The 20,042-nt window shown below is 61.6% G+C and carries 18 protein-coding genes; 12 read left to right on the top strand and 6 right to left on the bottom strand.

All coding sequences use genetic code 11. The features are described 5' to 3' along the window. Positions 1-45 precede the first annotated feature (45 nt). Complete coding sequence (locus EJA72_RS17210; protein ID WP_157712623.1) at positions 46-918, bottom strand: LysR family transcriptional regulator; 873 nt, start codon at positions 916-918, stop codon at positions 46-48. A 266-nt stretch (positions 919-1,184) separates the two neighbouring features. Here EJA72_RS17210 and EJA72_RS17205 point away from each other — a divergent pair, with 266 nt between their 5' ends. Together EJA72_RS17205 and EJA72_RS17200 are read left to right on the top strand one after the other, a co-directional pair. Then, a complete protein-coding gene (locus EJA72_RS17205) occupies positions 1,185-2,510 on the top strand; it encodes an MFS transporter (RefSeq protein ID WP_157712622.1) in 1,326 nt (441 codons plus the stop codon). Between the two features lie 10 nt (positions 2,511-2,520). Then, positions 2,521-3,912 carry an FAD-dependent oxidoreductase gene (locus tag EJA72_RS17200; RefSeq protein ID WP_157712621.1) on the top strand — a complete coding sequence of 464 codons (1,392 nt, stop codon included), beginning with the start codon at positions 2,521-2,523 and terminating at the stop codon, positions 3,910-3,912. A gap of 3 nt (positions 3,913-3,915) precedes the next feature. Here EJA72_RS17200 and EJA72_RS17195 read toward each other — a convergent pair whose 3' ends face one another. Continuing rightward, a complete protein-coding gene (locus tag EJA72_RS17195; RefSeq protein ID WP_157712655.1) occupies positions 3,916-5,253 on the bottom strand; it encodes a type VI secretion system Vgr family protein in 1,338 nt (445 codons plus the stop codon). 217 nt (positions 5,254-5,470) lie between these two features. Between EJA72_RS17195 and EJA72_RS17190 the strand changes: the two genes are divergently transcribed. Continuing rightward, entirely contained in the window at positions 5,471-6,178 is a 708-nt protein-coding gene (locus EJA72_RS17190; protein WP_157712620.1) for a YebC/PmpR family DNA-binding transcriptional regulator, read from the top strand. Positions 6,179-6,316: 138 nt separating this feature from the next. On the opposite strand, the gene EJA72_RS17185 is transcribed toward EJA72_RS17190, so the two are convergent. Together EJA72_RS17185 and zapE are read right to left on the bottom strand one after the other, a co-directional pair. Continuing rightward, a complete protein-coding gene (locus EJA72_RS17185; protein WP_157712619.1) occupies positions 6,317-7,633 on the bottom strand; it encodes a protein kinase in 1,317 nt (438 codons plus the stop codon). Positions 7,634-7,828: 195 nt separating this feature from the next. Next, the gene (zapE, locus tag EJA72_RS17180) at positions 7,829-8,956 is read right to left on the bottom strand and encodes a cell division protein ZapE (RefSeq protein WP_178129401.1); all 1,128 of its coding nucleotides are present in this window, start codon (positions 8,954-8,956) and stop codon (positions 7,829-7,831) included. Positions 8,957-9,278: 322 nt separating this feature from the next. On the opposite strand from zapE, the gene EJA72_RS17175 reads away from it, so the two are divergent. From EJA72_RS17175 to mnmH, 9 genes are all read left to right on the top strand, one after another. Then, the gene (locus tag EJA72_RS17175; protein WP_157712654.1) at positions 9,279-9,767 is read left to right on the top strand and encodes a spore coat U domain-containing protein; all 489 of its coding nucleotides are present in this window, start codon (positions 9,279-9,281) and stop codon (positions 9,765-9,767) included. A gap of 104 nt (positions 9,768-9,871) precedes the next feature. Further along, positions 9,872-10,405 (top strand): spore coat U domain-containing protein, encoded by a 534-nt coding sequence (locus EJA72_RS17170; RefSeq protein ID WP_157712617.1) that lies wholly within the window; start codon positions 9,872-9,874, stop codon positions 10,403-10,405. A gap of 20 nt (positions 10,406-10,425) precedes the next feature. Further along, on the top strand, positions 10,426-10,962 hold the full coding sequence (locus tag EJA72_RS17165; RefSeq protein WP_157712616.1) for a spore coat U domain-containing protein: 537 nt from the start codon (positions 10,426-10,428) through the stop codon (positions 10,960-10,962). 4 nt (positions 10,963-10,966) lie between these two features. Next, the gene (locus EJA72_RS17160; protein WP_157712615.1) at positions 10,967-11,467 is read left to right on the top strand and encodes a spore coat U domain-containing protein; all 501 of its coding nucleotides are present in this window, start codon (positions 10,967-10,969) and stop codon (positions 11,465-11,467) included. A gap of 28 nt (positions 11,468-11,495) precedes the next feature. Continuing rightward, positions 11,496-12,269 (top strand): molecular chaperone, encoded by a 774-nt coding sequence (locus EJA72_RS17155; protein WP_157712614.1) that lies wholly within the window; start codon positions 11,496-11,498, stop codon positions 12,267-12,269. Positions 12,270-12,382: 113 nt separating this feature from the next. After that, entirely contained in the window at positions 12,383-14,740 is a 2,358-nt protein-coding gene (locus tag EJA72_RS17150) for a fimbria/pilus outer membrane usher protein (protein ID WP_157712613.1), read from the top strand. Further along, positions 14,737-15,708 (top strand): spore coat U domain-containing protein, encoded by a 972-nt coding sequence (locus EJA72_RS17145; RefSeq protein ID WP_157712612.1) that lies wholly within the window; start codon positions 14,737-14,739, stop codon positions 15,706-15,708. The genes EJA72_RS17150 and EJA72_RS17145 overlap by 4 nt, the downstream gene beginning before the upstream one ends. Positions 15,709-15,751: 43 nt before the next feature. Then, positions 15,752-16,786, top strand: a complete 1,035-nt coding sequence (selD, locus tag EJA72_RS17140; RefSeq protein WP_157712611.1) for a selenide, water dikinase SelD — start codon at positions 15,752-15,754, stop codon at positions 16,784-16,786. Next, positions 16,786-17,874 carry a tRNA 2-selenouridine(34) synthase MnmH gene (gene mnmH, locus EJA72_RS17135; protein ID WP_157712610.1) on the top strand — a complete coding sequence of 363 codons (1,089 nt, stop codon included), beginning with the start codon at positions 16,786-16,788 and terminating at the stop codon, positions 17,872-17,874. The genes selD and mnmH overlap by 1 nt, the downstream gene beginning before the upstream one ends. 118 nt (positions 17,875-17,992) lie before the next feature. On the opposite strand, the gene EJA72_RS17130 is transcribed toward mnmH, so the two are convergent. Beyond that, positions 17,993-19,048, bottom strand: coding sequence for a permease (locus EJA72_RS17130; RefSeq protein WP_157712609.1), 1,056 nt, complete (start codon positions 19,046-19,048; stop codon positions 17,993-17,995). A gap of 91 nt (positions 19,049-19,139) precedes the next feature. Continuing rightward, positions 19,140-19,814, bottom strand: a complete 675-nt coding sequence (locus tag EJA72_RS17125) for a histidine phosphatase family protein (protein ID WP_157712608.1) — start codon at positions 19,812-19,814, stop codon at positions 19,140-19,142. Positions 19,815-20,042: the final 228 nt, after the last annotated feature.

Genomic DNA, 20,042 nt, shown 5'->3' with positions numbered 1-20,042 from the left:
GATCCAATGTGGGAGTGAGCCTGCTCGCGATGAGGCCGGACCTGCCTACACCAGACTTTCGCGCACCATCTCCAGAAACGTCGCCACTACCCGCCGTGAACTCTGCTCGCGCAAGCACACCAGCGTCTCCGTCAGACGCCGTGTGCAATCGGTAATCGGCAGCGCACACACCCGCGAGTCCGCGCCAAATTCCGCCGCCGAAACCACACCGACCCCAATCCCCACCACCACCGCTTCACGCGCAGCTTCCCGGCCTTCCACCTGGATCGCCGGTCGAATGCGAAACCCTGCCCGGGCCATTTCCTCCTCCAGGGTCTGTCGCGTGACCGAGCCGATTTCCCGCAGCACCAACGGCGTGTCATCCAGGTCCGCGAGGCAGATGGAGTCACGATCCGCCCACGGATGATTGCGCGAGACGAACGCCACCATCGGGTCATTGCGCAGCGGCAATGAGATCAGTCGTTCATCACTGACTTCACGCCCCAGCAACGCCAGGTCAGCCTGATAGTTGAACAACCGAAACAACGATTCATCGGTGTTGCCGGTTTCGATTTTCACGCTGATGCCGGGGTAGCGTTCACAGAACCGCGCGATCTGCGGCAGCACGTGCACCGGCGCGTCCACCGCCAGAATCAGGCTGCCGGTCTGCAACGCCCGGGAATCGTGGAGCAACTCCTGGGCTTCAGCTTCGATGACAAACAGCCGCTGGGTGATGCTGAGCAAGCGTTCACCCAGGTCGGTCAGGCGCACCGAGCGTTTGTTGCGATGGAACAGCAGCACGCCGAAACGCTCTTCCAGCTTGCGCACCTGATCGGAAATCGCCGGTTGCGTAAGAAACAGTCGCTCGGCGGCTTTGGTAAAGCTTCCATGGACCGCGACGGCGTGGAAGGCTTTGAGTTGGGCGTGGGAAACCGACATCGAACCTCCAGTAACAAGCTGAGCTTATTTTGGAAATACGATAAATCGATTTCACTTATTAATCAGTAATTGTTTTTATCCGCCTCAGCCCTGGTGACTGGTCAGTCGAACAGCACCCGGAGCCATGAGCCTGCGTGCAACTGCGGGACTCATCTGACCGGTATCGCCCAAAGGGACAAGGCGATATCGCAGTGCTCAACAATAAAAAAACAGGCGTTATTTCTTAATTTCTGCCGGCACACTCACACCCTGAGGTCAGAACCACAATGAACAATCACATCGGCACCATCAAGCGTTGGCGCGTGCAGATCTTCGCGATCACCTGGCTCGCTTACGCGGCGTTCTATTTCACCCGCAAAGCTTTTTCCGTGGCAAAACTGGGGATCGGCGAAGACCCCACCTTCATGCTCGACAAAATGGCCATGGCCAACCTCGACGCCATCTACCTGACGGCGTACGCCATCGGGCAATTCACCTGGGGCATTCTCGCCGACCGCTTTGGTCCTCGGGTCGTATTGCTCGGTGGGCTGTTGATTTCAGCGGCGGCAGCGCTGGTAATGGGCAGCTTCGCAACGTTACCGATTTTCGCCACCTGCATGCTGATTCAAGGCCTGGCCCAGTCCACCGGTTGGTCGGGGCTGTGCAAGAACATCGGCAGTTTCTTTCCCGCCCAGCAGCGTGGACGGGTGCTCGGTCTATGGAGTTCCTGCTACGCCTTTGGCGGGCTCGTGGCTTCGCCGTTTGCCGGCTGGTGGGCGTATACGCTCATCGGCAGCTGGCACGCGGCGTTTCTTTCCAGTGCGGCGGTGGTTGGGCTGGTCGCCGTGCTGTTTTTTATTTTCCAACGCAACACACCGCAAGATGTTGGCTTGCCGGCCGTCGAGCCGGAACCCGAGCTGACTGCAGCAGAGGCCGATGCGCAACGCCGGATCAGCGTGCTGGAACCGCTGAAGGAAATCCTGCGCAACCGCACCGTGCTGGTGCTGGGCCTGGCCTACTTTCTGCTGAAACCGGCGCGTTACGCGATCCTGTTGTGGGGCCCGGTGATTGTCTTCGAGCAGATGCCGACGGTGGGCAAGGTCGGCGCGGCGATCATCCCCACGGCGTTTGAACTGGCCGGGCTGCTCGGGCCGATCCTGCTCGGCCTGGCCTCGGACAAACTGTTCGGCGCCCGACGCATGCCAGCCTGCGTGATCAGCCTGATGGCGCTGACCATTTCCCTGGCGCTGTTCATGGGCGCCTTGCACACCGGCAGTGTGATGTTGGTGGTGGCACTGCTGTTTGTCATGGGCCTGACCCTGTACGGGCCGGACTCAATGATCAGCGGCGCCGCAGCCATCGATTTCGGCACCGCCAAGGCCGGCGCGACGGCGGCCGGCTTCGTCAACGGTTGCGGGTCGGTCGGGGCGATTCTCGGCGGCTTGCTGCCCGGTTACTTTGATTCGGTCACGGTGTTCATTGTCTTCGCCGGCTGCGCGTTGTTTTCAGCGCTGGTGTTGATCCCCCACTGGAACAGTCGCCCGGCAGGCCTGCGTGCCGACAGCGCGTTCGTGCCGAACCGTGCGATGAGCGTCAAACCCCTGCGTACTTGAGGAAACAACGATGAGACCTTTCTGGCTGAAACAGGCGCTGGAGGCGGAGTCCTGCGCGCCGTGCGAACCCTTGGCGGGCGATGTCCGTGCGGATGTCTGCATCGTCGGCGGTGGCTACACCGGGTTGTGGACCGCGATCATGCTCAAGGAGCAGAACCGCGAACTGGATGTGCTGCTGATCGAAGCCGACATTTGCGGGGCGGGTGCCAGTGGGCGCAACGGCGGTTGTGCGCTGTCGTGGTCGGCCAAGTATTTCACGCTGGAAAGGTTGTTCGGCGTCGAGGAGGCAGTGCGTCTGGTCAAGGAATCCGAGCGCAGCATTTATGCCATTGGCACCTTCTGCGAGCAGTACGGCGTGGACGCCGATTACCGCCTCGACGGCACGCTCTACACCGCGACCAACCGCGCTCAATGTGGCTCGACCGATGCGGTGGTCGCGGCACTCGAGCGCAATGGCATCAACTCCTTCACGCAAAGACCGGTGGCTGATGTGCAACGCATGGCCGGTTCCAGCAAGCACCTGGAGGGCTGGTTTTCCCCGGCCGCCGCGAGCGTGCAGCCGGGCAAACTGGTGCGCGGTTTGCGCCGGGTGGCGCTGGAGCTGGGCGTGAGGATTCACGAGAACACCGCGATGACGGGGCTCGAGGAAGGCAAACCGGCGGTCATTCACACCCCGAGCGGCACGGTCCGCGCGGACCGAGTGGTGTTGGCGATGAACGCCTGGATGGCCCGCGCCTTCGCGCAGTTCGAGCGCAGCGTGGCCATCGTTTCCAGTGACATGTTGATCACCGAACCCCGGCCGGACCTGCTCAATGAGATCGGCTTGACCAGCGGTGTCACGGTGCTCGATTCGCGGATTTTCGTGCACTACTACCACAACACCCCGGACGGTCGAATCATGCTCGGCAAGGGTGGTAACACCTTCGCCTATGGCGGGCGCATGTTGCCGGTGTTCGATCACCCGTCGCCTTATGCCGGGTTGCTGAAGCACAGCCTGGGTGAGTTCTTCCCAGCGTTTGCCGACGTAGGCGTCGAGGCTACCTGGAACGGCCCGTCGGACCGCTCGGTGACGGGGCTGCCGTTTTTCGGCCAGATGAGCGCCAGCGGCAATGTGTTCTACGGTTTCGGTTATTCCGGCAGCGGCGTCGGCCCCTGTCATATGGGCGGGCAGATTCTCGCTTCGATGGTGCAGGGGCTCGACAATGCCTGGACGCGTTCACCGTTGGTCAACGGCCCGTTGGGCTACTTTCCACCGGAACCGATTCGTTACCTGGGCTCGCTGATGGTGCGCAATGCGATCCGGCGCAAGGAGCGCGCCGAGGATCACGGACGCCGCCCACGGCATCTGGACGTGCGTCTGGCGAAATTCGCTGCGGCGGCGGGTAAGGCGGACAAGGGCTGAGTGTCAGGGTGCAAGGTCCGAGCGATTGATCAGCCAGTCGAGCAGCAGACGGCCATCGTTGCGCGGCTCGCCAGTGCTTCGGGGCGTTGGCGGGTTGGCGCGGGTGGCGCACAACACCGGGCGGTCCGGGTCGCTGTCCAGAAAATTGATCAGCACCTCGGAACCTCCGACCGGCAGGCTGGACGCGTCCATCCGCGACACCGGGGTTGCATGGGCCACGGGTAGCCAGAGGCCTGTCGAGTCGTCGGCAACAGGGTTTGACGAGGGCCACAGACGAACCTGTATTCGCCCGTGTTCATCCAGCGGCGGAGGTTGCCCGACAGGGCCGAGTACGCGCGCAGCCTGCAGGCCCGGAATGCTGGGCCTGACCTGTGAGAGTTCGGGCCGGAACACCGTTGACCAGGGAATGGCGGTGAACTGATTGCTGTAACGCCGAGGCACGCGGAGGCTGTGCCGGGTCAAGGGCGACGGTTGTTGGCCCTGATGACGGATCTCGGTCAGCAGCCATTGATCGTTGAAGTGTGGGAGCGGATGTTCCGACACCTGAATGATGCGACCGCTGCGCAATTCGCTGTGGCTGCTTTGTCCTTGTATCTGCCGATGCCGACAGCGCAGCCGCTCGAGTATTCGGCGGCTCTGTTGCTCGCGTTGCAGGTGTTGCGGGGCGACCGGCCCGGTGAGCAGGGGCGAGGTGCGGCACTGGAACAACTCGCGGATCAGCGGCTCATTTCCATGACGGGCGGCCTCGTCGCGAAAGGGCATCAGCAGCGGTTCCTGGGGAAAACTCAGGCCATCATCTGCCAGCACCAGCACATGGCCGTCGCGCTGATGTTCGAAGTGATAGTGGATGCCTTCTTCTTCGCAAAGCCGTTGCACAAACGCCAGGTCGCTCTCATCGAACTGAATGCAAAAAGGCCGAACGGGATAGCGCCCGTGCGGCAATTCAAAACGATAGCTGTCTGCGGGCAGGGCGTTTTCCTCAAGCAATTGGCGCAGGATGGCGGGCACGTCGAGTTGATGAAAGACGCGGCGAGACGGCTGTCGGTCGAGGTTTTGCAGGTAGGGCACCAGCACCACGCGGTAGCCGATCCGCTGCGGGCCGCGCTGCTCGCGGCTGGCACTGTGCAGAATGCCGTGAATCCCGATGTCATCCCCCAGGCTCAGGAAAACCGGTTGCTGCAGCAGTTGGTCAAGGCTCATTGCCGGCGTTGGGCCGATGGCTTCTATGTCGAACCGAAAAGGTTGGTTGAGGGCTTCGTGGCCGCTGAACTGCACTACCTGCCAACTTGATGCGCCATCGAGGAGCGTCAGTGTGTAGGGGCTTTCCTTGTCGTTATGCATCAATTGCGCTTCTGTCATGGAATCCGGGAGCAGAGGGTACGAAACCGCAGCTGTTCAGGGATATCGCAAATCGACTTTTCAGAATCGCCCTACAACCATTGGTGAAGAAGTCGATTCGTCGTTCGAATTTTTGGTCGATTGCCAACTTTAGGCCGTATAAACTTGCGCAAAGCGTCGGCCAATAGATGTCTCGGCGCCACAGATAAGAGAGTGAGTAATGGGCGCACAGTGGAAGGTTAAACACAAAGAAGCGGCATCTAACGCCAAGGGCAAGATCTTCGGCAAACTGGTGAAGGAAATCACCATTGCCGCGCGCAACGGTGCCGATGTCTCCACCAACGCACACCTGCGTCTGGTCGTGGAACAGGCTAAAAAAGCCTCGATGCCCCGTGAAACCCTGGAACGTGCGATCAAGAAAGGTTCGGGCCAGCTCGGCGAAACCGTGCAATACCATCGCGTGACGTATGAAGGGTTCGCACCGCATCAGGTGCCTTTGATCGTTGAATGCGTGACCGACAACATCAACCGCACCGTCGCGGAAATCCGCGTGGCATTCCGCAAGGGCCAGTTGGGCGCTTCCGGTTCGGTGGCGTGGGACTTCAACCACGTCGGCATGATCGAGGCGTCCCCGGACAGCCCTGACGCCGATCCGGAAATGGCCGCCATCGAAGCGGGCGCCCAGGATTTCGAGCCGGGCGAAGAAGAGGGCACGACCCTGTTCCTGACCGAGCCAGCGGACCTGGATGCCGTGCAGAAAGCCCTGCCTGAGCAAGGTTTCACGGTGCTGTCGGCGAAGTTGGGCTACCAGCCGAAAAACCCGGTCAGCGGGTTGAGCGACGAGCAGATGGCTGAAGTCGAAGCGTTCCTGGAAGGCCTCGATAACCATGATGATGTGCAGGATATGTTTGTTGGATTGGCCGGATAATCTGAACAGTTTGTAAATTCTAATGTGGCGAGGGAACTTGCTCCCGCTGGAGGGCGCAGCCGTCCCAAACGCGACGGCTGCTGCGCAACCGAGCGGGAGCGAGCTCCCTCGCCACAGGTTTTGGGTGCCTTCAATACTTCAGTTGGATGCAGCTAATGCCTGCACTATCTCGCTGAACCCCGGCCGCGCCAGCACCTCCGGCTGACAGCAGCGCTGCTGCAACGCCTCCAGCTGCGCCCGACTTTCATCGCTCAACCCCGAGTCGATCCGCTCCAGCAATTCCCCCAGCAAAATGCCGAACGCCCGCACTTCAATCCGTTGCAAGGCACGGCTTTCGAGGCTGTCCTGCGTCGCGTGGAATGACGCCGCGCCAAAGTCCCCCAACAGGCAATCGCCGTGTTCGTCCCACAGGATATTGTGGGCATACAGGTCGCCGTGGGTGATGCCCTGGCGGTGTAAATGCTCGGCCACCGCCGCGATGCCACGGGCGATACGCAAGGCCACGGCGGCGCTGAACCGGGTGTCGTCGGCGTAGACGTCCCGGGTGCAGGACGCCAGGCTCGGGAGTGCGGCAAGATTGCGGTAACTCGGGTCGATCAGTTGCATCACCAGACCCGCCTGGGCCTGGGGGTGCTCGACGATCCGTCCCTCGACCCGGATCAGATTCGGGTGCAGGCCCGCCGTGATGCAGGCGTTCATTTCGTGTAATGGCGAGCCATCGCTGGTCATTTCGCCTTTGTAGAGTTTGACCGCGACCTGCATGGCCGGTTGTGCCGGCCGCTCCCATGCCGCCCGATAGATGACCCCCGAGGCGCCTTCGCCCAGCGGCTGTTCCAGGCGTAGCGCGGACCAGGGAATGGTGGCCGTCGCTTCGAGGGCGGCGCCATCGGCTTCGGTTTCCAGAGGGTTGCCGGCGTAGGCCAGCCAGGTCAGGCTCGGCAGGGACAGCAGCCACTCGGGCAGCTCGGTCAACTGGTTGGCGGCGATGCGGATCAGTTCGAGTCGATGGCAATGAACCAGGCTTTCAGGCAAACGCTGCAAGCGGTTGCCGGCGAGCATGAGTTTTTGCAGATGCGGGCGATGGCCCAGCTCGGTCGGCAGCTCACGGATGCAGTTATCGGTGAGGATCAGCCAGCGCAACAACGGAGGCAGGGCAGTGGCCGGGACGTTTTCGATGCGGTTGGCCTTGAAGCCGATCATCGTCAGTGCGGCGCATTGACCGAGGCTCGCGGGTAGCTCGGTGAACAGGTTGTCCGAGCAGAACAGCACGCGCAGGCGGGTCAGCCGGTGCAAGTCATCCGGCAGGCTGCTCAAGGCATTGCCGCTGAGGTTGAGCACTTCCAGCGAGTCCGCCAGGTCGAAGATTTCCCGGGGGAATTCCGTCAGTCCGCAAACGAGGTCCAGGCGGGTGATGCCCGCCAGCGTGCCGGCGCGCAGTTGTGCGAGGGTATCCATGGGCAGGTCCGTGTTTGATCGGAAAGAGGGCGCGGAGGCCTTTAAATGGGCGACATGATAGCGGGAAAAATGTATCGCCTGTCATGCCGCCATCGCGAGCAGGCTCGCTCCCACAGGATCTATGGCGTTCACAAAACCCATGTAGGAGCGAGCTTGCTCGCGATGAGGCCAGCGGGAGCACCGCAAAACTGGCTATCAGGCCAGATCCCGCACTTCCACCAACTGCCCCAACCGGCTACGTGTACGCGCCAGATCAATGGCATCACCGCCCAGGCTTTCGCGCAGCGACCGTTGCCCGAGCACAATCAGATGCTTGTCCTGATCATACAAAACGTCGATCAAATTGATGAACCGCTGCTGGGCGGCAATCGAACACTCGGCCAGATCCGGCAGTTCAAAGATGATCCAGTGATCGAAGCGCCGGCACAGTTCCAGGTAGTCCATCACCGCCGTCGGGTGGTCGCACAACTGGCTGAAGGTGAAACCGACGGTCCGCCCGTCGCAGTGCCCGGCTTGAAGATGCCGCGTGCCGACGGCCAGCTCGACCGCAGGTGACCCGGGTTCAGGCAGGTTCAATGCCTGGCGCTGCGCCACGGTAGCCGGCCAGACGTAATGGCCCTGGGTGAACATCTGCTGGGCGTGGGTTCTGGCCTGGCTGCGGTAATCGTGCGGACCGCCGACTTCCATCACTTGCATGCGTGCGTTGATCAGGTCGATCACCGGTTTGAAGCGCGCATGGTAGAGCGGGTTTGGCAGCAAGCCTTCGGGTGGGTAATTGGACGTGACCAGCAGCAGAATCCCTCGGCGGAACAAGGCCTTGAACAGCCGCGTGATGAGCATCGCATCGCCGATGTCGTGGACGTGAAACTCATCGAAACACAGTACCCGGCAATCACGCAGCAGTTCGTCTAGCGTTGTCGATAGCGCCTCCGGTTGATCGCGATGATTGAACATGCCTTGGTGCAGTCGGGCGAAAAACTCATGAAAGTGCAGACGCTGTTTCTCGGCGAGCGGGATGGCCTGGAAAAAACCGTCGAGCAGCCAGCTCTTGCCGCGACCGACGGCGCCATGCAGGTAAAGGCCGGGCAACGTTTTTATCGAGTTGCCCGTGAGCGCCGTGGCATGCAAGGCCATGCAGTCGATAACGCGCTGTTGGCTATGACTGAGGGTGTAGCCCTGGGAATGGGCCTTTTGACGAAAGTAGTCATGGACGAGGCGACCGGACGTGGCGCCGTCGCTGCCGGCGGATGCTTTGCCGAAGAAACGGCGGAGCATGGGCCAGCGGGGCGTGTTTCGCGAACGGTTGGTCGGTCGAGCGGCCACTGTGCAGTTACCCCGTTATTGTCATGCCGACTCCCCCGAGCAGCGGCGGCATAGTGTAACCAAAGGGGCAATTTCCCTTCCAGTTTTGTCGACAGGTTAAGAGACTCCTGTGACAGGAATTTGGTGTTTGTACAGTTTTTTGCAGGCCGTTGTTCAGGTTTTATCCCTTGGTACACAGGGAATGCCCTCTTGCTTATGGATCCAATCGGCGCAGGTGACTGGCGAAATCCGGAACCGTTGCTAACCTGAAGTTCGTAAGTCACCCCTGAAAGGGAATGGGGCCGTGAAGGTAAATGGATGTTGGGTGTGGGCAATCCTGAGCATGCTCAGTGTGAAAACGTTGGCCGCGGAGCTTCAGGTGCAGGTGCGGGTTGACGTGCAGCGTGGTTGTCAGTTGGTCGGTCAACCGCGCAGCGCGGGCATCGAGCAACTGGGCGTGCTGGACTTCGGCAGTGCCGCGCGGCTGGATGACCGGTCCGGCCCGTTGGGGGCGGCGCTCATGAGCGAGCGTTTGCCAAGACTCGAATGCAATCCCGATACGCCCTATCAGCTACGCGTCGACGGCGGCCAGCACGGCGGCGTTGGCGACGTGCGTTACATGGCGGGTTCCGCCGACAGCAAACCAATCCCTTATCGGCTCTATCAGGACCCCGCGCGGTTGATTCCGCTGGCGGTAAATGTCCCGATGAGCGGCCGCGTGCCGGATTCGGGTTCGGTCGAGTTGCCGCTGTATGCACGTATCGAACGGTTGGCGGAGATTCCGCGTGTCAGCCGCTATTCAGACCTGGTGAAAGTAACGGTCACCTGGTAGCTGCAAACCGGTCAGGCCTGCGATGGATTCGGGGGCAGCAGGGAAGGGGACGTTCTTCGTTGAGCGCCTAGGTTTCGAAATCCTGAAGGAATTAGGATCGGGTTATGACGGACAAGCACTGGATCGTCGTCGTTGCAGGCACATTGTTCCTGTTGACTGACGAGGCACACGCGGCGGTCAGCGGGCAGATCAATGCTCGGTTGATCCTCGTTGCCGGCTGTGAAGTGACCAATGGCACCCGCCCCGGGAGCCCGGTCAGTGATTTCGGCACGCTCGATTTCGGCCAGCAAGGCCCGACTTGGGCCACCCCCATCAAGGCACGCCTGAGCGATGACGGCGCAGGCCAGTTGAACGTTGCCTGCAACCCCTCGGTCACCGGGTTCACCGTCTCCATCGACGGCGGCGCCCATGGCGACGGCACGACCCGGCGCCTGAGCAATGGCCGTCAGACGCTCCCTTATCAATTGTTCCTCGATGCCTCTGGCAACCAGAGCTACAGCATCGGCCGACAACATAATTTCGCTGTCACCAGCGCGGCCAAGGTACCCATTCCGGTATTTGGCTCGGTGGTGGCGAATTCACGCGCGGTACCGGCCGGTGTCTATACCGACACCCTGACGGTGACGCTCGATTGGTAACCCCGTAGAGGACGGACACCATGCACAGGCTCATCACAAGGATTGGATTGTCATTGCTCGGTTTGACGATTGCCGCCAGCGCCACGGCAGCCACCACGGTCACCGGTCAGATCAGCGCGACCCTGACGCTGACCAACAGCTGCCAGGTGAACGGCGCCAGCGGTTCCACCGGCCTGAACTTCGGTGCCCTGGACTTTGGCAGCGACAACAGCCTGTTCACCTCGGCCAATGCCCAGGTGCTTGGCGGCGGTGGCGGCGCTTTGTCGATCCTTTGCTCCAGCGGCACTACACCGGTGGTGAAAGTTCGGGCCGGGAGCCATGACGGACAGTCGCCGGGAGGTAGTCGTGCCCTGGCGAATGGAAGTGGCAGCTTCGTGCCGTATGACTTTTACACCGACGCCGGTCACTCCACCCTGTTGGCTATCGACGGGGTGATCAATCTCGCTGCCAGTACGGGCGTTGCGCAAACGGTGAACCTTTACGGCAAGGCCGTGGGCAAGGCGGGGCTGCCGGCCGGCACCTACACCGACACCGTCGCTGTCGAGCTGACGTTCTAGCGCCATGAACCGCCATGGCTGCATGGCCGGGTTGCTGCTGTGCGCGTGCTGCGTGCCATTGCCACTTGCGGCGGTGACCAGCCAGAGCTTCCAGGTCAGCGCCACGGTGACCGCAGGTTGCCTGGTAATGGGCGGCGTGTCGAATTACGGCAACCTGAACTTTGGCAGCCGCTCGGCCTTGTCCACCGGCCCCGTACAGGTGGCCCTGACGGGTGGCGTGCAGTTGCAATGCACCCCCGGCATGACCCTGAACATGACCGTCGATGGCGGCCAATACAACAGCAACGGTCGGCACTTGCAGCTCACCACCGGCAGTAACCGGGTGGCCTACCAGCTGTTTCGCGATGCGGCGTTCAGCCAGAGCCTGGGGATCGGCCAGAGCGTGGCGGTGGCTTACACCGATGCCAATAACATCAGCCTGCCGATTTACGGACAGGTGCTACTGCCGGGCAATCAGCCTGGGGGGACGTACAGCGATGTGCTGCAAGTGCAGCTGTCGTGGTAACGCGGCGTTTTGAATAAGGAGCAGGAACATGCGGTCACCGGGTTTGCGTTGTTCGGTGTTGGCAATGGCGTTGTTCGGGGTGGTGAAGGTGCAGGCCGCCAGTTCGGTGCTGATCTGGCCGATTGATCCGGTGCTCGAGGCCGATCAGCAGGCCAGCGCCTTGTGGCTGGAAAACCGCGGCAGCGAGACCGCCAATCTGCAGATCCGCGTGTTTGCCTGGAGCCAGAGTGGCTTCAACGATCAGTACCAGAACCAGCGCGACGTGATCGGCAGCCCGCCGGTGGCGAAGATCGAACCGGGTCAGAAACAGCTGGTGCGCCTGACGCGGACCAAAGAGATTCCACCCGGGCAGGAATTGGCCTACCGCATCATCATCGACGAAATCCCCTCGGCGAAAACGCCCGCCGCAGAAGAGGGCAAGACGGCGGCGGCGATCCGTTTCCAGATGCGTTACTCGGTGCCGCTGTTTGCCTACGGCGCGGGTCTGTGGAGCAAGGAAGACACCACTCGCCCGCGTGACCCCAAGGGGGTGGGCTTGCCGCAATTGAGCTGGCGCACGGTGGCGGTCGATGGCCGTTCTTATCTGGAAGTGCGCAACCAAGGAGCGGTGCATGCGCGTCTGACCGACGTGGCGCTCAAACAGGGCGGCCAGACCCAGCCGTTGGTGGAGGGCCTGCTGGGTTATGTGCTGCCGGGCGCGATCATGCGCTGGCCGGCACCGGGCCCGATGGCCGGCGACCCGGCGTTGCAGGTGCGGGTGAACGGCGCGCCACAGGTCCAGAGCATCACGCCAACACGTTGAGTGCGAGGGCGCTTGGGTTGTTTGTGGCGAGGGCCTGAATCCCTCGCCACCGGTCAAGCCGCCCGAACGTGGGACACAGGAGGACTCTGTCCATTGACGGACAAAAAACGGTAATGAGCCAGGGGTCGGCTCGCAGTTTCCAGCGTCCTTTGTGGGCTTTGAGTTGTGCGTGCAGCCTGGCGTTCGCTCTTCAAATCGAGGCCGGCGAGCTGCCGCCTCCACCCAGCGGCATGGAGGCCGTGGCCGATGCGCAGTTGTTTCTGGAATTGGTGGTCAATCAAATGAATACCGGACGTGTCGTGGCCGTGGAACAGCGCGGTGGGCGATTCTTCCTGCCGGCCAGCGCCTTGCGCGAGACCGGCATGAAACTGCCCGAAAACATCAGCGCCGATGTTGACCTCGACAGCCTGAAGGGCCTGCACAGCGAGTACGACAGTGGGGGGCAGCGCCTGTTGCTCGACGTACCACCGGACTGGCTGCCCGAGCAATTCATCGGCAGTCGCCAGGTGTACCCTCGCACCCCAGCCCTGAGCAGTTTCGGTGCCTTGCTCAATTACGATCTGTACCTGAACGACACCGATGACGGCGGCACCTACCTCGCGGCGTGGAACGAAGTGCGGTTGTTCGATGGCTGGGGCACGCTGTCCAACACCGGCCAGTATCGACGCACCCTGTCAGGGGACGCCGCGAGCACGCTGAACAACGGTTATCTGCGCTACGACACCACCTGGCGTTATTCCGATGACGAGCGGCTGCTGACTTATGAGGCTGGCGACCTGGTCAGCGGTGCCTTGCCCTGGAGCAGTTCGGTGCGCCTCGGCGGGGTGCAGCTGTCCCGGGATTTCGCCGTGCGTCCGGATCTGGTGACGTACCCCTTGCCGCAGTTCGCGGGTGAAGCGGCGGTACCGTCGTCGGTGGATCTGTTCATCAACGGCTACAAATCCAGCAGCGCCGAGCTGCAACCCGGCCCTTACACCCTGACCAATATTCCGTTTATCAATGGCGCGGGCGAAGCGGTGGTGGTCACCACCGATGCGTTGGGTCGGCAAGTCTCGACCACGGTGCCGTTCTACGTCACCAGCAGTTTGCTGCAAAAAGGCCTGAGTGATTTTTCCGTGGCCGCCGGGACATTGCGCCGGGACTACGGCATTCGCGATTTCGGCTATGGCCCCGGGGTCACTTCCGGCAGTGTGCGTTACGGCCTGAGCGACGACCTGACGCTGGAAAGCCACGCTGAAGCATCGGATTCACTGACCCTCGGCGGCCTGGGCGGCAACCTGCGGCTGGGCAATTTCGGCGTGCTGAACACGGCGCTCAGCCAAAGCCGGCTCGACGGCGAAAGCGGTCAGCAGCTGAGCCTGGGCTATCAATACAGCAGCCAGCGCTACAGTTTTTCCTACCAGCGCCTGCAACGCCGCGAGCAATACGCCGACCTGACCGTGGTCGACAGCCCTTACACAACCCTCAGCCAACGCAGCGAACAGGCGACCCTGAGTGTCAACCTCGACACCTGGGGCAGCCTCGGTGCCGGTTACTTCGACGTGCGCGCGGCCGATGATTCGCGCACCCGATTGCTTAACCTGACCTGGAGTAAACCGTTGTGGCGCAACACCAGTTTCTATTTGTCGGCCAACCGTGAGATCGGCGACAGCAATTGGGCAGTGCAGGCGCAGCTGGTGATCCCGTTCGACATGCAGGGCAGCCTCGCCCTCAGCAGCGAACGCAGCAAGACCGGACAAACCCAACAGCGCGTCAACTACAGCCGCTCGGTGCCGACCGAGGGCGGGGTCGGTTTTAATCTCGGTTATGCCCATGGCGACGGACCTGATTATCGTCAGGCCGATCTGACCTGGCGCCTGCAGTCGGTGCAGTTGCAGGCCGGGGTGTACGGCAGCAGTGATGCCCAGACCCGCTGGGCTGATGCCAGTGGTTCGCTGGTCTGGATGGACCGTCAGGTGTTCGCGGCCAACCGCATCGACGATGCGTTTGTGGTGGTCAGCACCGAGGGTTATGCCGATGTTCCGGTGCGCTACGAAAACCAGCAGGTCGGCCGGACCGACCGCAATGGCCATTTGCTGGTGCCGTGGAGCAGCGCCTATTACCGGGGCAAATATGAAATCGACCCCCTTAACCTGCCGGCCAACGTGCGCAGCCCGAACGTCGAGCAACGCATCGCGGTGCGTCGTGGCAGCGGCTACCTGCTGGAATTCCCGTTGAGCCGGGTGGTTGCCGCGAGCATCGTGCTGGTGGACGCGCAGCAGCAGGATCTGGCCTTGGGCAGTGCGGTTTTGCATGAGCAAAGCGGCACGCAAACCGTGGTCGGTTGGGACGGCCTGGTGTACCTGGAAAACCTGCAGGCGCAAAACAGTTTGCGGGTGACGCTGGCGGGCGGGAAAAGTTGCCAGGTGCACTTCGCCGTCGACATCAAACAGGAGCAGATCCCGTTGATCGGGCCGCTGGTGTGCCAATGAAGTTCTGGAAGTGGATGCCGGTACTGATGCTGTCGCTGCCGGGTTCGGCGTGGGCGTTGTGTTCGACGGTTCCCACAACGCCCGTGGCGTTCGGCTCATTGAGTTCCATCGCCCTGCGCACCACGCCGCAGCTCAGTTCCACGGTCAACGCCGGGTTGAGCTGCACCGGATCATTGCTTTCGTTGTTGACCAACAATGACCATTTCTACGCGACGATCACCTCTTCGCAGTCCGGGCTGCTCGGCCCGACAGGCGATATCATCGGCTACACATTGTATGGCAACAACAGCACCAGCTACCCGATCACACGCGGCGTGCAATTCGACTTTGCCCGCAACGGGATCATTGATGCGCTCGGGCTGTTGGGCAGCGTGGTGCCAAAGACCGCGCCGATTTACTTGCGCACAACCATCGGCAGCAACGTCGCGGCCGGGGTTTATACGGAAACGCTGAGCATCTTCTGGGAGTGGAATTACTGTTGGGGCATCGGCGTGGGCAGCCTCTGCCTGGGTCGTGACATCAGCAGCGGCACCACCCCCCTGACGGTCAACCTGACCGTGGCCAACGACTGCACCATCACCGCGCCGAACATCAGCTTCGGCAGTGCCCCGGTCATCAGCGCGTTCACGGCCGTCACCGGTCAGACCATCAACCTGGCCTGCACAAAAGGCAGCGCCTACACCGTGGGCCTCGATGACGGCCAGCAGCCGGTCGGTATCGGTGGGCGGCGGCGGATGGTGTCGGGCGGCAACTTCTTGGCCTACGACATCTTCAAAGGGGCCGGCACGACACGCTGGGGCAGCGTCGGCAGCGCCCGCCGCGCCAGCTCCGATGCCGAGATAAACCCCGGCAATGGCCAGGGAACAGGCAGTCAGATCTTTAACTACAACGCAAAAATCTACACCGACCAGACCACACCGCCAGCGGGAACCTACAAGGACAGCGTGATCCTCGATGTCGGGTTCTAACCCTCTGCTAAAATTCGATACCTGACCCCGCGAGGCACTTCCCATGAACGAGCCGGTCCGTCTGACCCAGTACAGCCACGGCGCAGGCTGTGGCTGCAAGATTTCCCCCCAGGTGCTGGAGGTGATTCTGGCCGGCAGCGGGGCGCAGAACCTTGATCCGAAACTTTGGGTGGGCAACGCCTCGCGCGATGACGCGGCGGTGTATGCCATCGATGAGGAACGCGGCGTGGTCTCGACCACCGACTTTTTCATGCCGATCGTCGACGACCCGTTCGATTTTGGCCGGATCGCCGCGACCAATGCCATCAGCGATATCTACGCCATGGGCGGCAATCCGATACTGGCGATTGCGATCCTCGGCTGGCCGATCAATGTGCTGGCGCCGGAGATTGCCCGGGAGGTGATTCGTGGCGGGCGTTCGGTCTGCGACGAAGCGGGGATTGCGCTGGCCGGCGGGCACTCGATCGATGCACCGGAGCCGATCTTCGGCCTCGCGGTCACCGGGCTGGTGGAAAAGCGCCACATGAAACGCAATGACACGGCCACGGCCGGTTGCCTGTTGTATCTCACCAAACCCCTGGGGATCGGCATCCTCACCACCGCCGAGAAAAAGGGCAAGTTGCGCAACTCCGACATCGGCCTCGCCCGCGACTGGATGTGCACCCTGAACAAACCCGGCAGCCATTTCGGCAAACTCGAAGGCGTGACCGCGATGACCGACGTCACGGGTTTCGGCCTACTGGGGCACCTGGTGGAAATGGCGGATGGCAGCAAGGTGTCTGCCCGTATCGAATACGACCGTGTACCGCGCCTGCCGGGGGTCGAGTATTACCTCGATCAGGGCTGTGTCCCGGGCGGGACGCTGCGCAACTTCGACAGCTACGCGAGCAAGATCGGGCGTCTTCAGGAATTGCATAAACGGGTGCTGTGCGATCCGCAGACCAGTGGCGGGTTGCTGGTTGCGGTGACCCCGGACGGCAACGAACAGTTTCTCAAGGTGGCTGCGGGGTTGGGGCTGGCGCTGGAGCCGATCGGTGAACTGGTCGAGCGACAGGGGCATGCGGTTGAGGTGGTTTGATGCCTGTTGATTTCACTGATTACCGCGATCTTTTTCTCCACGATCGTCCGATGATGGATGTCCGCGCGCCGGTGGAATTTACAAAAGGGGCTTTTCCGGGGGTGACCAACCTGCCGCTGATGAACAATCTCGAGCGGCAGCGGGTGGGTACCTGTTACAAACTGAAAGGGCAGCAGGCCGCCATAACGCTGGGGCACCAGTTGGTGTGCGGGGAACTCAAGGCCGAGCGTATCCGCGCCTGGGCCGATTTTGCCCGGGCACACCCTGAGGGTTACTTGTATTGTTTTCGCGGTGGCTTGCGCTCAAGGATCGTCCAGCAATGGCTCAAGGATGAGGCCGGTATCGACTATCCACGGGTCGGCGGCGGCTACAAGGCCATGCGGGCATTCTTGCTGGCGACGATCGATCAAGCGGTTGCCCAATGCGATTTCGTCCTGCTCGGCGGCATGACCGGCACAGGCAAGACCGAGGTGCTTACACAGTTGCGCAATGGGTTGGACCTCGAAGGTCACGCCCATCATCGAGGGTCCAGTTTCGGCAAGCGCGCGACGGGCCAACCGTCAACGATCGACTTTGAAAACCGGCTGGCGGTGGACATTCTGAAAAAGCGCGACCACGGCATCGAGCAGTTTGTGCTGGAAGACGAGAGCCGCACGGTCGGCAGTTGTGCATTGCCACTCCCGCTGTTTCAGGGCATGCAGCGGTTTCCGCTGGTCTGGCTCGAGGACAGCCTGGAGGGGCGGGTGGAGCGAATCCTGCGTGATTACGTGGTGGACCTGTGCGCCGAGTTTATCGAGGTGCATGGCGATGACGGCTTCACGCTGTTTTCCGAGCGTTTGCTGGAGAGCCTCAATAACGTTCAGAAGCGTTTGGGCGGTGAGCGCCATCGACGGATGCTGATCCTGATGGAGGACGCATTGGCAGAACAGGCAAGCAGCGGGGCAGTGGACTTGCACCGCGCCTGGATCGAGGGGTTGCTTCGTGAGTATTACGATCCGATGTATGCGTTTCAGCGGGAGAAGAAGGGCGGACGGATCGAGTTTTCCGGGGAGCGTGCGGCTGTGCTTGAGTATCTTCGGGAGCGTTGAAGGTGTTGCTACCGGCCCCATCGCGAGCAGGCTCACTCCCACATTGGTTTTGTGATCGCCATAGATTCAATGTGGGAGCGAGCCTGCTCGCGATGGGGCACTTACAGCCACTACCATCTCAGAGCAGCGCCGCCCCGATCAACCCGCTCACTACCCCGATCACCATGGTCATCAGCGCCACGCTCACCAGCACCCGCGCATCGAAATCCTTGCGCAACATCAGCAGCGACGGCAGGCTGATGCTCGGCAGCGTCATCAACAGCGCGACCGCCGGGGCGACTCCCATGCCCAGTGTCATCATGGTTTGCACGATGGGGATTTCGGCGGCAGTCGGGATCACGAACAAAGTGCCGATCACCGCCAGCGGTACCAGCCACAACAGGCTGTTGGCCATGGCGCCATCAATGTGCGGAAACACCCAGACCCGCACCGCGCCGAGCACCAATACGGCCAGGATGTAAATCGGGATGGTGCTCCAGAATAATTGCCACAACGTCCGGCCCCAGCGGATCAGGAACGGCTGCGTATCCTTTTCCCGGGCTTCGACCACCGCCTCGACGGCCGGTGCCGGCGAGGTTTCCGGACCCGCGATGCGCTGAGCCACCATCGATACGCCAAACACCAGCACGATGCCCGCCAGCAGTCGCAACACCGTGTAGCCCCAACCGAGCACGAAACCCATGAACACCAGGGTGGCGGGGTTGAGCACCGGGTTGCCGATCCAGAAAGCCAGCGCGGCGCCGACCGACACATTCGAACGGCGCATGCCGGCGGCCACCGGCGCCGCGCAGCACGAACACATCATCCCGGGCAGGGCAAACAGGCCGCCGCGCACCGTGGAGGCAAAACCGGCCCGGCCGAACAGGCGCAATAGCCAGTCTCGCGGAATCAGTACTTGCAGGAGAGAACCGAGGATCACCGCCAGCACGGCCGCTTTCCAGATCGCCAGGAAATACACCTTGGCGTAGGTCAGGGCCGCCGTGAGGGGGGCGGTTTGTGCATCGTTGAGGATCGACGCGCCGATGCTGTGGTTATCGGCAGCCAGAAAGGCCTTGGCGTAGTAGGGCGACCATTTGACGTAGTAGAGGCCGACGCAGGCGACCAGAAGAAAAAGGGCGGGTTTCCACCAGAACGACCAGCCCCGGACCGGGGCCGCTACGGTTGAGAGTGTCATGGAGACGTTCCGCGCATGAGGGGACATGCGTACAGGATAGTCCAGCCCCCGAAACCCGTAGTCGTCACCGTTTGTGGGATTCAGATGACCCTTATGTAGGACAGGTCTCTGGTCCGTTATCCAGACCTTGCTTGTAACTGTGGCTGACCAGGGTGGCCTTGCCGTTGTGCCACGTCAGGGTGAGCACGAACAGCGAGTCGTAGTCGCTGGATTCCCAATCTTCGGTGATGGTTTGCTTCTTGCCGATGGCTTCCCCGGCGACCTTGTTGATCAGCTCGGGCAGATAGCCATGGGACCACGCGGTGTAGATGATCGAGTTGTGATATTTGTCGTGCAACAGTTCATCGGCCAGATCGCTGGTGTCGTTGGCCGAGAATTTGATGTTCACCGGCAAGCCGAGCTTGATCGCGCTGGGGCTGATGGTCATCAACGGCCTGATGTAGCTGTAGGAATTGTCCAGCTCGCCTTCCTCGACATTGCGCGTCGGGTTCGCCGCGAACACGTAGTTGGCCTTGCCGAATTTTTCCGGCAACAAGGTAGCCAGGTCGATGGCGCGGTTCAAACCCTGGCAATTGAGCTGGCCAAGGCCGCCGGCGGGTTTTTCCCCGTGGCGCAAAAACACCAGCGTCTGGGTGCCGTCGACCGGCTGGGCGCGACTTTCACGAGACTCCAGCGACAGGAAGAGCGCGCAGGCCGCCAACAGGGCAGGCAGCACGACATACGCGCGATGCTTGTAACGCTGGACGAATTTCAGTGGGTTCATCATTGATAAGGGTTCTTCAACGCATTCGGTTAAGGCTGACAAACCTTTACACCCCACGCTTCCAGCGTCGGGTGTTTTCCATGTCGTTGAGCCGGTTCGTTTCCGAAAGGGCAATCCTCAGAGTCCTCTGAGGCCCGTTTGGTTCGATTACGGCGGCTTGCGCAGCAATGTATCGATAACCATGGACGGGTTGCAGCAGAGGTTATCGACAAGATGTTGCGGATTTATGGA

This window comes from Pseudomonas sp. PB120 (assembly GCF_009761815.1).
Lineage (GTDB): Bacteria > Pseudomonadota > Gammaproteobacteria > Pseudomonadales > Pseudomonadaceae > Aquipseudomonas.
The sequence above is the reverse complement of the archived record's forward strand: the minus strand, read 5'-3'. Positions and strand labels throughout refer to the sequence as shown.

Coding starts and splice junctions, on each gene's coding strand:
- EJA72_RS17210 (WP_157712623.1), bottom strand. CDS start 918: ATGTCGGTTTCCCACGCCCAACTCAAAGCCTTCCACGCCGTCGCGGTC.
- EJA72_RS17205 (WP_157712622.1), top strand. CDS start 1,185: ATGAACAATCACATCGGCACCATCAAGCGTTGGCGCGTGCAGATCTTC.
- EJA72_RS17200 (WP_157712621.1), top strand. CDS start 2,521: ATGAGACCTTTCTGGCTGAAACAGGCGCTGGAGGCGGAGTCCTGCGCG.
- EJA72_RS17195 (WP_157712655.1), bottom strand. CDS start 5,253: ATGCATAACGACAAGGAAAGCCCCTACACACTGACGCTCCTCGATGGC.
- EJA72_RS17190 (WP_157712620.1), top strand. CDS start 5,471: ATGGGCGCACAGTGGAAGGTTAAACACAAAGAAGCGGCATCTAACGCC.
- EJA72_RS17185 (WP_157712619.1), bottom strand. CDS start 7,633: ATGGATACCCTCGCACAACTGCGCGCCGGCACGCTGGCGGGCATCACC.
- EJA72_RS17175 (WP_157712654.1), top strand. CDS start 9,279: ATGCTCAGTGTGAAAACGTTGGCCGCGGAGCTTCAGGTGCAGGTGCGG.
- EJA72_RS17170 (WP_157712617.1), top strand. CDS start 9,872: ATGACGGACAAGCACTGGATCGTCGTCGTTGCAGGCACATTGTTCCTG.
- EJA72_RS17165 (WP_157712616.1), top strand. CDS start 10,426: ATGCACAGGCTCATCACAAGGATTGGATTGTCATTGCTCGGTTTGACG.
- EJA72_RS17160 (WP_157712615.1), top strand. CDS start 10,967: ATGAACCGCCATGGCTGCATGGCCGGGTTGCTGCTGTGCGCGTGCTGC.
- EJA72_RS17155 (WP_157712614.1), top strand. CDS start 11,496: ATGCGGTCACCGGGTTTGCGTTGTTCGGTGTTGGCAATGGCGTTGTTC.
- EJA72_RS17150 (WP_157712613.1), top strand. CDS start 12,383: ATGAGCCAGGGGTCGGCTCGCAGTTTCCAGCGTCCTTTGTGGGCTTTG.
- EJA72_RS17145 (WP_157712612.1), top strand. CDS start 14,737: ATGAAGTTCTGGAAGTGGATGCCGGTACTGATGCTGTCGCTGCCGGGT.
- selD (WP_157712611.1), top strand. CDS start 15,752: ATGAACGAGCCGGTCCGTCTGACCCAGTACAGCCACGGCGCAGGCTGT.
- mnmH (WP_157712610.1), top strand. CDS start 16,786: ATGCCTGTTGATTTCACTGATTACCGCGATCTTTTTCTCCACGATCGT.
- EJA72_RS17130 (WP_157712609.1), bottom strand. CDS start 19,048: ATGACACTCTCAACCGTAGCGGCCCCGGTCCGGGGCTGGTCGTTCTGG.
- EJA72_RS17125 (WP_157712608.1), bottom strand. CDS start 19,814: ATGATGAACCCACTGAAATTCGTCCAGCGTTACAAGCATCGCGCGTAT.